The following is a 12,593-nucleotide window of genomic DNA, read 5'->3' as shown; positions in this document are numbered from 1 at the left end:
TTTTAACTGAAATTTTTCCCCGTTATTTCATCAGTTCGCTTTTCCTCAATTCGCGTAACGCCATCTACCAAATCAGGATCTAAAATTCGTTCACTCAACTTTGCCAAAATCGCCTGTCGTAACTGCTGATCATCAGGTTCCCAATTTTCATCTTCCTGGCGATGAATCCCTGTTTCTTCTAACAGGGAATAATACATACTAACTTCCGGCCCATAACCTTCTAATCCTAATCTCTCTTCATATTGATATTCCAACATTGCTTGAATCAATTCACGTCTAGCTTTCGCCCCTTGAGAGGTTAAATCTCGACGGTTAATTAATTCATTCCATAAAATTGCACTGTGATGATAAACGCGATCGCAAATATCGGAAAGCTTACTATTAAAGTCAGTAATGTTGTTGAGTGTTTCGATTTGAATCCCCTTCTCATAGTAAATAATCTGCAAATTTCCGTTGACGATGGGTTTGATGCTAATTTTTTGATTTAATTTTGCCAGAACTGAAGCAATCAAGTTCTGTATCTCAACCAGCTTGATTTAATATCGGTTCAACCATCTATATTAAAGGTACTAAAGGCGCGATCGCTTCCGATCAAACTTAGGACTTACGCACAGTCTACGAACCCTTGGCGTTCTTGGCGGTTCAATAACAAAAGCGGGTGATGGGACTCGAACCCACGACGTTCACCTTGGGAAGGTGGCATTCTACCACTGAATTACACCCGCGCATAGCATTTAGCATAAATCAAGCTAAATGCCATTATACTACTATTTTCTGATTGAGTACTGATGTGGTGGATCTTCGCTTGAAGATGGCATAATTATCACTTCATCCTCAACCACTACTGAACGCGGAGGTTTTTTCCCAAAACCATACTTGACTGTATTGATAATCCAGGTTTGGAAATTATCAATGTAGCTGAACAGCACCGGAACAACCAGGAGTGTCAACAAAGTAGAAGTTGTGAAGCCTCCCAAAATCGCAATCCCCATCGGCTGACGATATTCTGCACCCGCACCGACACCCAAAGCCAGGGGAAGAGTACCAGCAATAGTTGCGAGAGAAGTCATCATAATTGGACGCAGACGGGAGACACCAGCTTCTATCAACGCCTGACGCTGAGTTTTCCCTTCCTGCAAATTAATAATAGTATAATCTACCAAGAGAATTGAGTTTTTGGTCACAATCCCCAACAGCAACACAATACCAATCAGGGCATATAATCCCAAGGCTTTTTGGGCAATCAGTAAGCCTATGAGTGTGCCTCCTAAACAAAAGGGCAATGCTGCCATGATCGTGAAAGGATGCAAGAAGTTGTTATATAACAGCACCAGAATTGCATAGATAAACATTAATGCCAATGCCAATGCACCACCAAAGCGACCAAAAATTTCTGCCATGATTTTGGCATCGCCAGAGTTTTGCAGCTTGACTCCCGGCGGCAAGTTTTTTAAAGCGGGTAGTGCAGTCACAGCTTGCAGGGCATCTCCTAAAGAAATACCTTGCAAGTTAGCTTCTAGAGAAACTTGGCGAGAACGATCATAGCGGTTGATGGTTGCAGGACCACTACCAAAGCTGATATCTGCCACTGACATCAGAGGAACCAAGCTACCGTTTTGAGTCGGGACTTGGAGATTTTTGATTGTGTTGATATCTTCTCGCGCTTTAGGGTCGATTTGGACGCGAATCGGAATTTGGCGATCGCTCAAATTAAACTTAGCTAAATTGGCATCATTATCTCCAATTGTTCCCAGAGAAGCAGTACGGGCAATTGCTTGTACAGTCACACCTAAATCTGCGGCGCGTTGCGGATCGGGAATGACGACAATTTCTGGTTTTACCAAACTTGCAGATGAAGATACTTCCACCAATCCGGGAACAGTCTGCATTTGCTTTTCTACTGCCTCAGCAGCTTGATTCAGTGCTTCAGGATTTTCACTTTGCAGCAGTATAGTTAAATCTTTACGACCACCAACCGCCCCTGCACTTTCAAAACTGATTTTAGCTCCTGGCACTTGCTGAAACTGGGGACGTATCTGTTGTTCAAACTCTAATTGAGAAATCTTTCGTCCTTCTTCTTTAGACTTGAGCTTAACAGAAAAGGTTGCCGAGTTCACCTGTTCTGAGGCAAACACTGATTCTACTAGTGGATCTTTGTTGATGATATTGGTAAGTTGGCTGACTACCTTATTGGTATCAGCCAAGGTAGAACCAGGAGGTAATTCTACATTCACGGTGGAAATACCGATGTCACCCCCATCCACTAATCCCTTGGGAATAAAGGGAACTAGCATCACACTGGCAACGAAGAAAGCCAAGGCAATCCCCAAAGTCGTCAATTTATGACGTAACGACCATTGCAGTAGGGATTTGTATGGTTGGAAGCGGCGACGGGACGAGATAGGGACGGGGTGATGGGGAGAACTTAAAATTAAATTCTCCCCACTGCCCCTAATCCCCACTCCCCCCAGGGAGTGGGGGCCCCGAGTTCCCAATCTCCCCACCTCCCCACCATGAAGTTGCTTTCCTTGCTTATCCTTCAACAAATACGCCCCCATCATTGGTGTTACCATCCGCGCTACCAAGGTAGAGAAAATGGTGGAAACAGCAACGGTAACGCCAAAAGGTTGGAAAAACTGCCCCGGAATACCACCCATGAAGGCGACGGGCAGAAATACAGCAATGATAGTTGCTGCACTCGCAATTACTGCTAAACCTACTTCATCGGATGACTCAAAAGCAGCTTGCCAAGAGGATTTGCCCATTGCCATGTGCCGTTCCATGTTTTCAATTTCCACAACGGCATCATCGACTAAGTTGCCCACTGCTAATGCTAATGCCAATAAAGTCATGCTATTGAGGGTATAACCCAAGGCATACTGCACAGCAAAGGTAGGAATCATAGACAGGGGTAAAGCTACTGCTGTAATTAATGTTGCCCGCCAATCACGTAAAAATAAAAGGATGACTATAACTGCAAGTACAGAGGCTTGAATTAGTTCCTCGATCGTGCTTTTGTAGGATTCCCGAACAAAATCGGCTCTGGTAAAAATTAATTCCAGCTTGACGTCAGAGGGCAGTGTTTTCTCTAGTTCCTTGATGGCTGCTTTGACTCCTTCCTCTACAGTCACCATGACGCTGCCGGTACTACGCAACACCTGGAACGCTACCACAGGTTTATTATCTAAGCGTGCGGTTTGTCGAACTTCAGCATAGCTATCTTCTACCGTTCCCAAACTAGATAAGGGAACAGAACCACCACCAGGTAGGAGAATCTCATAGGTTTTTAAGACATCCACACTCTTAGCGCTACCCAAGGTACGGATACTTTGTTCGCTACCACCAACTTCGGCGCGTCCACCTGGTAGGTTGATATTCAGGGCACGAATTTGATCGTTGACCTGGGTAGCGGTAATCCCCAAAGATTGTAAACGGTCTGGGTCGAGGTTGACTCGGACTTCACGGTCAACTCCCCCCACACGCTTAACTTGGGCTACTCCTCTGACAGCTAACAAAGCACGGCTGATGGTTTGGTCAACTAAGTAACTCAGTTCTTCTACGGAACGTTGGTCAGATTTCACTGCGTAGGACATGATTGGCCCACCGGAAAAATCTACACGTTCAACTATGGGGTCATTGATGTCTTGGGGTAGATTTTGCCGAATTTGTGATACAGCATTGCGAACATCATTTGTAGCGCGGTCTGTATCTGTACCCAAGACAAAGGTAATTGTGGTTGTGGAATTACCATCAGTGACGGTGGATCGCAGTTCATCAATGTTGCCTAAACTGGCGATCGCATCCTCAATTTTTTTGGTGACTTGGAACTCTAGTTCCGCAGGCCCCGCCCCTGGTTGCGTAACTGTAACCCGCACTGTGGGTACATCAATATTGGGGTTGATATCAATTCCCAAAGAATTAAATGAGAACCAACCAACCAGAGTCAAAATTAAAAATAAAACTATTGTGGGGACAGGTTTTTTTATTGACCAAGCAGAAATATTGAAGGACATAGATTTTAGTTAGTTGTTAGTTGTTGGTTGTTGGTTGTTGGTTGTTAGTTGTTAGTTGTTCCAAACAACAACCAACCACTAACCACCAACCACTCTGACTTTGTCACCATCTTTGAGATATCCAGCACCGTCAACTACGACGCGATCGCCTGTTTGCAAACCAGTTTTGATTTCCACTTTGCCACCGTTGAGGATTTCTCCTAGTTCTACTTTTTGAGCGCGAACCGTGTCTTCACCCAATAAGGTGAATGCGATCGCACTTCCATCTGGTTGGGGTAAGACAGCTTTTTGTGGCACTACCACACCTGTGGTTGTATTCGTTGTGACTGCTGCCCGGGCAAACATTCCTGGTTTTAACAAGTTTGTGGGTGGTAGGTCAATTTTTACTGTTGCTTTCCGGCTTTGGTCGTTAACTATCGGTTCAATTTCTCGTACTTGTCCTTGTAAACGTACGCGTTTATCAGCATCCGAGGTAATTTCTACTGCTGCACCAACTTTTACCTGTGGTAGTTGTACGGTGGGAACTTCTGCTTGGAGTTCCAACTTGCCTTCCCGAATAATAGAAAACAATTTTTGTGTTCCACCCACCACATTTCCGACTTGAGTTTGGGGTGGTACACCCGTGACATCCCCGACTCTAGCTAGTTTCTCAGCAATTGTTCCCGATACAGGCGCACGCACCAAAGTTTGTGCAAGTTGAGTTTTCAGCTGTTGGAGTTTGGCAGCATTACTTTTGACATTGGCTTGGGCGCTGTTAATGCCTGCTTGGGCGCTGTTAATATTTGCTTGGGCGCTGCTGACATCTGCTTGGGCACTGCGAACATTTTCTTCGGCTACCCTGACTGCTTCTTTGGCAGTTTTCAAGGTAGTCTCCCGTGTTTCCAATTCTTGTTTGCTGATCGCACCATCGTTAGCAAGTTGTTGATAGCGCTGATAATTTCTTTGTGCTTCTTCTAACTTAGCCTTGGCTTGCGCTAAATCTGCTCGTTTTTGTTGCACTACTGCTTGAAAGGAAGCAACATCTGCCTTTTTAGCTTCCAGATTTGCCTGATTAGAAGCCACATCTGCTTGTCTAGATTCTATATCTGCTTTTGCTTGGCTAATTTGGGCTTGCAGTAGGGAATCATCCAAAACTGCCAGTAATTGACCGCCTTTGACTGTATCTCCCTCATTAACTAGTACCTGTTTGATTTGTAGACCGTTTGTCTGTGGTAAAACTGGTATTAAATCCCGGGCTGCCACTGTACCAGTGGTGCTGAGGGTACGGGCTATATTGTTAGCTTCTGCTGAGACTACGGTAACTGTCATGGTTGGGGCAACTTGCTGCGTAGATTTTGTAACAGCATTTTTGCTAGGAGTCTGACGGTTACTTACAACACCCATCCCCACAAAAGCGATCGCTACTCCCAAGCCAGTACCAAGTAACAACGGTAGTAGCCAAGGACTTCGCCTCTTTAATTTTTTTCCTTCCCAGTCAGCATCTTCAATTGTCACTGGCTGTTCTGTGCCCAGTTCCGAATAACTCTCCTCGCCCACTGTCTTGCCTCCACTTCCTGCCTGATTCTCACTAAGCAGTTGTGCTTAAAAAAGTTTTAAGTAAGTTAATGTATATTTACTATGACCTATTTTTTCAATTTCTGGTGGCAAGATACTCAGAATCTGAACTATCACAAATCACAATTTTGCCAAAGTAAAAAATGGGTGATTAATCGCATAAGTAGGGGCGTACAGCAGTACGCCCCTACAGGGTATATTTCCAAAAATATAGTAATTTAATATACACATATACAGTTTTGCATCTTGTGGAAAGCATAGTGGTCTGTCTCATTAGTTCTGATAGGTTGCAAGATCCCCGACTTTTCCGAAAAGTCGGGGATCTGACCACCCGTAACCCCTCAAAATTAATGAGACAGACCAAAAGCCTGTTTTTTAATAGACAAATAAATATTGATTATGTAAAGTCAGAAAAGCTTGCCATCATCTCAGATTAAGCAGTGATAATAACTACAAGGAGACACAAGCATTGTGCTGAATTTCATTTAATGCCAAGGTGTTTGGCTATTTTGATATAAACGCCTAAATAATTTAGTTGTCCGACTGAGTAACTAGTATGTTCAATGCTACAGAAATATTAATAGATGCTTTTGTAAGGCAAATTCGAGAAGGCTACCGTCGTACCTACGGCTGCTTAAAAACTGATTATCAAGACATAATTGCTTGGGCGGGGAACATGGCTTTAGAAAACATTGCCAACAGCGACGCCCTATATCACAATGTAGAACATTCGATTCTCGTTACGTTGGTAGGACAAGAAATTTTACGCGGCAAACACATTCGGGAAGGGGGTGTTTCCAGTGAAGACTGGTTGCACTTTATTATTTCCTTACTATGTCATGATATTGGCTATGTTAAAGGAGTGTGCCGAGAAGACCGTGAGGAAGAAGGCTTGTATGCTACGGGTAAAGATAACAGAATGATTTCTCTTGCCCCTGGAGCCTCTGACGCCAGCTTGACACCTTATCATGTAGATAGAGCCAAACTTTTTATTGATGAACGCTTTGGCGGTCACAAATTGATAGATTCGGAAGTTATTAAAACCAATATTGAATTGACTCGCTTTCCCGTACCTGCTGCCGAGGATCATCAATGCACAAGTAGCTATGCAGGTTTAGTTCGTGCTGCTGATTTAATCGGACAATTAAGTGACCCCCGCTATTTGAAAAAAATTACTTCTTTGTTTTACGAATTTGAAGAAACTGGGATGAATAAGGTTTTGGGATATCAAACACCTGCTGACTTACGCAAGAACTACGCCAAGTTCTACTGGCATGGAGTTTACCCATATATCCAAGAAGCACTACGTTACCTGACTCTGACACAGCAAGGCAAACAAATTATTGCCAATCTCCACTCCAATGTTTTTGTAGTGGAACATGAAGTTCCTCAAGATGAAAAGTTATATTTTGTTGATATAGTCAAGACTCAAGAGTCCATAGTCAAGAGTCCATAGTATCTCAAATTGACAATTGACAATTGACAATTGACCCTTGACCATTGACCATTGACCATTGACTAACTATGAACTGGTGGCAAAGATTAAAGAAAAATCCTTTGGCGCGATTTGGGGCAATTTTGCTCTTAGTATTTTACATAGCAGTAATTGCTGCTGATTTTGTTGCTCCCTATGACCCTTATATTCCGCAAGCAAGTGGTTCCCTGTTGCCACCGACCAGAATTTACTGGTTTTCGACTTCAGGGAAGTTTATCGGGCCTCATGTTTATCCTACAACTCAAGGAGACACAAATTTAGAAACGGGCGATCGCGAAGTGATTGTAGATAAAACTAAACCCTCGCCTTTGCGGTTATTTGTGCAAGGTCCAGAATACCATCTTTTACGGTTGAGCTTGCCCTTACCTCCCAGCTGGGATGAAGTGACTATTTTTCCTGGAATTCCTTTAAATTGGCATTTGTTTGGTACTACTGGCGAAGCTAAAATCAACCTCCTGGGTACTGACGACCAAGGACGCGATCAATTTAGTCGCTTGTTGCATGGAGGTCGCATCAGCTTATTTATTGGGATTGTTGGAGTAGCCTTGACTTTTCCTCTAGGGATGATCATTGGCGGCATTTCTGGTTATTTCGGTGGCTGGATTGATGCTGTGATCATGCGCTTGGCCGAAGTACTGATGACATTTCCCAGCATATATTTATTAGTCACCTTGGGTGCAGTATTACCACCAGGGTTAAGCAGTACACAGCGATTTTTGTTAATTGTATGTATTACGTCGTTTATTAGTTGGGCTGGGTTAGCGCGAGTGGTTCGCGGTCAAGTCTTATCCATCAAAGAACGCGAATTTGTACAAGCAGCACGAGCGATGGGTGCTAAGCCATTCTATATCATCACTCGCCATGTTTTACCCCAAACCGCAACGTATATTATCATCTCTGCTACCTTGGCAGTTCCCAGTTTTATCGGCGCAGAAGCAGTACTAAGTCTGATTGGACTAGGAATTCAGCAACCAGATCCTTCTTGGGGCAATATGCTTTCCCTGGCAACTAATGCTTCTATCCTGGTACTGCAACCTTGGTTGATCTGGCCGCCAGCATTGGTAATTGTCTTGACAGTTTTGGCGTTCAACTTGCTGGGTGACGGACTCAGAGATGCGCTTGATCCTCGGAGTTTGGAGAGGTGAGAAACAGTTATCAGTTATCAGTTACCAGTTAACTGTTAACTGTTTTGACCGATGTAATAGCGGCATTGTAAACAAACCCCACGCCAAACCTGTAACCAACCCAAACAAAGTTACAACATAATTGTTAAAACTCCACCACCCCAACACCTCGGCAGCTAACTCCAATGGATAAGCCATCATTAACACACTAGCGATCGCTGCACCACTCCAACCGTATTGATGCAGCCAGTAAAAACCTTTACCGTTAGTCACTCCAAGCAACAACCGAGTCAACAATAAACCCGTTACCGTCCCGTAGCAACGCATACATACAGCCATGAGAAACGGTGATGCCAACATCATCCCCATCTCCGGTTGTGGGCATACATGACGACCCATAAAATAAATAATTTCCGCAATCCCAGGTAAAATAAACAACCCAGAAGCTGTCAGAAAAGGGGCAGCAAGTGGCCCTATCACCATCCCCAACAACAGAAAATCAGCAATAAAACTTACCCAATGAATTCTGAAGCTTCTACCTAAAGCAACTCCTTGTAACATCTGTGCCTTTCTTCCCTTTGTATTCTTTGTGCTTCCTTTACTCAAGTCATACCTATCATAAAACTTAACGATAAGGGTTGTGGGAACTGATGTAGGCGTCTACGTCAGTCGCTCATGGCGAGGTAGTGCTACTAACAAGCTTTTAATTTTACATCTAAGTTTTAGATTTATCCTTACCTAAGACTAAAGTTATAGCTAAATTTGCTTAACCAGTCAACGAAAGTCAGAGCTGTTTACATATTTCGTTGAATGGGAATTCGAGACGTTCTTCAGATGTGTCTCTGTTATTAAATTTATACGATAAATACAATGCCATAGAAATTGAAAATAGATTTTTATCAAGATGAAAACTAAGAAGAATGATAAGTAATTCCAAACTTGCAAACAAATTTACTATTCTCCTATCACTAGTTTTTATAGGAGCTATTATATTTAGTAGCTTGGCTCTATCAAAAGCACTTGAATACACAGCAGAAAATGAAATCAATTATAGAGCGCAAGTGCTAATACAAATGGTTAACTCAGTTAGAAATTATACTAGTAATAACGTAATTAAATTATTAAAGCCTTACGAAAAAACTCAAGAAAGATTTGTTCCAGAAACAATACCCAGCTATGCAGCTAGGCAGGTATTTGAGAATCTACGCACAAAAAAAGAATATGAAAATTACCTCTATAAAGATGCAACACTTAATCCAACAAATTTACAAGATCAAGCCGATGATTTTGAGACTAGTCTGATAGAAAATTTTCGTAAGCAACCCAGTCTGCAAACCCAATCAGGTTTTCGGACTACATTTGGAGAGCAATTGTATTACACTGCTCGTCCTTTTTCTATAAAAAATCCACAGTGTCTTAGCTGCCATACTACACCCGAAATGGCGCCGAAGAGTCTTGTAGAAACATATGGAACAGAGCATGGATTTGGTTGGAAGCTAAATGAAATTCTTGGCACTCAAATTATCTATGTTCCTGCTAGCCAGGTATTTGAAAACGTTCATAATAATTTTTCTTTATTTATCAGTATTTTTATTGGAATTTTTACTTTAGTAATTATCCTGATTAATTACTTGCTAAAGCGAAATGTCATTCAACCGATCAAACCAATGGCTCAACTTGCTCAAAAAATTAGTACTGACACAATCGATTCTGATGAAGCAAAAGAATTTGAAATTAAAAGTCTAACAGTACTTGTTAAACGCACTGACGAATTAGGACAGTTGGGACGAGTATTTCAGAAAATGGTTCGTGAAGTCTACGAACGCGAACAACGCTTAAAACAACAGGTGCAGGAACTCCGAGTCAAAATTGATGAGACTAAGATGGCTCGTCAAGTAGATGAAATTTCTCGCAGTGAATACTTTCAAAAATTGCGTCAAGAAGCAAAAAATATTAGAAATCAATGGTCAGAATCAAATGAATAATTGTTGGTGGTTGGTTGTTGATCGTTGGTTGTTAGTGATTAGTATTTTCCCCTTTCCCCTTTCCCCAATCCCTATTTCCAAGCTAGTCATCTTAACTAAGAATTGAGGATATATTATGTCTAAAGTTGTATCTGTTCATTCGTTCCGTGGCGGAACAGGTAAATCAAATGTAACCGCTAACATAGCTACTCTAATTGCTCGTTCTGGGAAGCGAGTTGGTATTGTTGATACAGATATTCAATCGCCTGGAATTCACGTTCTTTTCGGTCTTGATGAGGAGAAGGTAAAGTATACTCTGAATGATTATCTTTGGGGACGTTGCCCGATTGAAAAGGCTGCTTATGATGTCACACCATTGGTTAAAATGAGACAGAAAAATGCTGCCATTAGAGGTAATATTTTTCTGATTCCTTCTAGTATCAAAACTGGTGAAATTTCTCGTATTTTACGCGAGGGATATGATGCACGCTTGCTGAACGATGGTTTTCAGCATTTAACCAAACGTTTGAAACTAGATTATCTTTTTATTGATACTCACCCCGGTATTAACGAAGAAACTCTGCTATCTATCATTATTTCCAATATTCTTGTGGTCATCCTCAGACCAGATCAGCAAGATTATCAAGGTACTGCTGTAGCTGTGGATGTGGCTCGTAAATTAGATGTTCCCAATATCATGCTAGTAGTTAATAAGGCATTACCAGCTTTTAACTTTCAGTCTTTGCGACAACAAGTATTTTCAACTTATGGCACAACTGTGGCTGGTATTCTACCTGTGTGTGAAGAAATGTTTTACCTGGGTAGTAAGGATCTTTTCAGTTTGTGCTACCCCGAACATCCTTGGACACAGGAAGTAAATGCGATCGCTAAGCAGATCATGAATAATAGATGAGTAACATAATTTCTCTTTCAAACAATAGCAAAAGTAATACCTTACATACATCGGCTATATAGTTTTAGTGAAAAAATACCTTCTAAACACTCTTCTAAAGAGTAGGGTATTTTTTTATAGTAATTCTATTTGAGTTGGAAACAATCATATTGCCCATATCCCCGACTTTTTAAAAAAGTCGGGGATATTTTTTTTCACAAATGATTTAGGATGGCTTTAGCAAATTTTTTAAAGTTTATTTTGCGTAAATTATTCATGTAAGTCTGTGTATTTATATATAGCAGTCATATTAAACATATTCTGCAAAAAAACAAAATACAATTCAATTTTTCAGAGGTAATTAACAATGAAATATCAATTATTTACTTTTAGCTTAGGTGGGGATCAAAATGCTACTTGAAACTATACTTGCTCTTGGAGGAATGTTAATAATAAATTCGCAAACTTCCCAAGCTAAAGCCAAACGTTTATCTCGTCAAGTTAAACAGGGGAAAATCTCTTCAAAACAAGCAAGCGATCGCTACTGGGCTAATCAAATCAGAGAATGGGATGCTGTTGATGATGGTAGTATACCCAAAGTGCCTAAAGAATGGGCAGATCGCTTCCGTAGCGGCAAAGTTACCCTTGCTGACATCAACAAAATTTCTAATCCCAATATGCGAAATACTCTGCACTATTGGTATCACTACGGCGATTATTGCTAACGAGAATTAAACAAAAGTTAAGAGTAAAAAAGAGTATAATGCTATCTCTGCCGTGTCTGTTGATTACCAGTTTCTTGGGCGAACAAATATACTGCAACTTCCCGCATCGCTTTCAGGTTATCAGTGTTGCGACAATCCACCCAGGTATTGCAGTTATCTGTTGAGTTTGCCCAAAACTGTCTTTGGTAAGGAAAACGGCGCGAAAAAGGATCTACTTGTGTCAAAATCCGCATCGCTTCTTTCATTCGCTGCCGATAGGCTGGGTCAAGATATTTACCAAAGTAGAAGTATTTGCGGACTTGTCCTTTGAGGGTGAACCCAGAGTAAAAGTCAATTCCCAAGGTGTGAGTGTGACTAGTAGCATCAGCATCTTCAGATTGCAAAAAGGCTAGAGCTTTCTGTTGGTTGCCTGCGAGAAAGTCTATCATTGCCTTGGGGTAAGATTTCTTTTCATTCTCAAAGGCTGTATTCCCGTAATTGCTGCCTGCAAGGGAAGCAACTATATCCTTTGACCGTTGTTGAAAACCAGCTTCCATTTGTTGTGTCCATTGTGACTCTGAGTTGGACTGTGAACAACCTGGTATCAGACACACTAAGCAGATGATTGCAGCACTTTTAAGATTAAGATGTGACTTTTTCACGGGGATGGGATATGCCAAAGAAACTGAGCGACCACCAAGCTAGATGCGTAAACTGGGCGCACTCAAACCAGGTAAAAGTAAACACGAAGTAAGCGACTACTACCGCCTCAATGCCTCGGTAAGGAGACTTGATAACTAGCCACAGACATAATCCTAACAGCGCCAAATAGGAAACTAGTCCCAAG

9 protein-coding genes, 1 tRNA gene and 2 pseudogenes are annotated in these 12,593 nt (G+C 41.8%); 5 read left to right on the top strand and 7 right to left on the bottom strand.

The annotated features are described in order from the left end of the window. Positions 1 to 2 precede the first annotated feature (2 nt). The 4 genes from UYI_RS39155 to UYI_RS0122515 all read right to left on the bottom strand — a co-directional run bounded on the left by UYI_RS39155 (position 3) and on the right by UYI_RS0122515 (position 5,549). Entirely contained in the window at positions 3 to 512 is a 510-nt protein-coding gene (locus tag UYI_RS39155; RefSeq protein ID WP_016868941.1) for a hypothetical protein, read from the bottom strand. Positions 513 to 653: 141 nt separating this feature from the next. Further along, positions 654 to 725, bottom strand: a tRNA-Gly gene (locus UYI_RS0122525). Positions 726 to 767: 42 nt separating this feature from the next. Then, the gene (locus UYI_RS0122520; RefSeq protein WP_016868940.1) at positions 768 to 4,013 is read right to left on the bottom strand and encodes an efflux RND transporter permease subunit; all 3,246 of its coding nucleotides are present in this window, start codon (positions 4,011 to 4,013) and stop codon (positions 768 to 770) included. A 78-nt stretch (positions 4,014 to 4,091) separates the two neighbouring features. Next, a complete protein-coding gene (locus tag UYI_RS0122515; RefSeq protein ID WP_016868939.1) occupies positions 4,092 to 5,549 on the bottom strand; it encodes an efflux RND transporter periplasmic adaptor subunit in 1,458 nt (485 codons plus the stop codon). 574 nt (positions 5,550 to 6,123) lie between these two features. On the opposite strand from UYI_RS0122515, the gene UYI_RS0122510 reads away from it, so the two are divergent. Continuing rightward, entirely contained in the window at positions 6,124 to 7,023 is a 900-nt protein-coding gene (locus UYI_RS0122510; protein ID WP_016868938.1) for an Npun_R2479 family HD domain-containing metalloprotein, read from the top strand. A 68-nt stretch (positions 7,024 to 7,091) separates the two neighbouring features. Further along, positions 7,092 to 8,207, top strand: coding sequence for an ABC transporter permease (locus tag UYI_RS0122505; protein ID WP_016868937.1), 1,116 nt, complete (start codon positions 7,092 to 7,094; stop codon positions 8,205 to 8,207). A gap of 21 nt (positions 8,208 to 8,228) precedes the next feature. Here the strand turns inward: UYI_RS0122505 and UYI_RS0122500 are convergent, their stop codons facing one another. Beyond that, positions 8,229 to 8,747 carry a DUF2085 domain-containing protein gene (locus UYI_RS0122500; protein ID WP_016868936.1) on the bottom strand — a complete coding sequence of 173 codons (519 nt, stop codon included), beginning with the start codon at positions 8,745 to 8,747 and terminating at the stop codon, positions 8,229 to 8,231. A 359-nt stretch (positions 8,748 to 9,106) separates the two neighbouring features. On the opposite strand from UYI_RS0122500, the gene UYI_RS0122495 reads away from it, so the two are divergent. The 3 genes from UYI_RS0122495 (at position 9,107) to UYI_RS0122480 (ending at position 11,767) form a co-directional block, all read left to right on the top strand. Next, the gene (locus tag UYI_RS0122495; protein ID WP_016868934.1) at positions 9,107 to 10,171 is read left to right on the top strand and encodes a Tll0287-like domain-containing protein; all 1,065 of its coding nucleotides are present in this window, start codon (positions 9,107 to 9,109) and stop codon (positions 10,169 to 10,171) included. A 115-nt stretch (positions 10,172 to 10,286) separates the two neighbouring features. Continuing rightward, positions 10,287 to 11,063 carry a MinD/ParA family ATP-binding protein gene (locus UYI_RS0122485; protein WP_016868931.1) on the top strand — a complete coding sequence of 259 codons (777 nt, stop codon included), beginning with the start codon at positions 10,287 to 10,289 and terminating at the stop codon, positions 11,061 to 11,063. Positions 11,064 to 11,485: 422 nt separating this feature from the next. Continuing rightward, complete coding sequence (locus UYI_RS0122480; RefSeq protein WP_146007613.1) at positions 11,486 to 11,767, top strand: hypothetical protein; 282 nt, start codon at positions 11,486 to 11,488, stop codon at positions 11,765 to 11,767. Positions 11,768 to 11,814: 47 nt separating this feature from the next. Here the strand turns inward: UYI_RS0122480 and UYI_RS0122475 are convergent. After that, positions 11,815 to 12,303: pseudogene (locus UYI_RS0122475) on the bottom strand (hypothetical protein); the annotation flags it as partial. Positions 12,304 to 12,388: 85 nt separating this feature from the next. Then, positions 12,389 to 12,593 (bottom strand): annotated as a pseudogene (locus tag UYI_RS35140) (O-antigen ligase family protein); the annotation flags it as partial.

Source organism: Fischerella muscicola PCC 7414 (assembly GCF_000317205.1).
Lineage (GTDB): Bacteria > Cyanobacteriota > Cyanobacteriia > Cyanobacteriales > Nostocaceae > Fischerella > Fischerella muscicola.
The sequence above is the reverse complement of the archived record's forward strand: the minus strand, read 5'-3'. Positions and strand labels throughout refer to the sequence as shown.

What these genes read in the sequence shown, in the direction of transcription:
- UYI_RS0122495 (WP_016868934.1), top strand. Translation starts at nt 9,107, where the DNA reads ATGATAAGTAATTCCAAACTTGCAAACAAATTTACTATTCTCCTATCA.
- UYI_RS0122500 (WP_016868936.1), bottom strand. Translation starts at nt 8,747, where the DNA reads ATGTTACAAGGAGTTGCTTTAGGTAGAAGCTTCAGAATTCATTGGGTA.
- UYI_RS0122520 (WP_016868940.1), bottom strand. Translation starts at nt 4,013, where the DNA reads ATGTCCTTCAATATTTCTGCTTGGTCAATAAAAAAACCTGTCCCCACA.
- UYI_RS0122505 (WP_016868937.1), top strand. Translation starts at nt 7,092, where the DNA reads ATGAACTGGTGGCAAAGATTAAAGAAAAATCCTTTGGCGCGATTTGGG.
- UYI_RS0122485 (WP_016868931.1), top strand. Translation starts at nt 10,287, where the DNA reads ATGTCTAAAGTTGTATCTGTTCATTCGTTCCGTGGCGGAACAGGTAAA.
- UYI_RS0122510 (WP_016868938.1), top strand. Translation starts at nt 6,124, where the DNA reads ATGTTCAATGCTACAGAAATATTAATAGATGCTTTTGTAAGGCAAATT.
- UYI_RS0122480 (WP_146007613.1), top strand. Translation starts at nt 11,486, where the DNA reads ATGTTAATAATAAATTCGCAAACTTCCCAAGCTAAAGCCAAACGTTTA.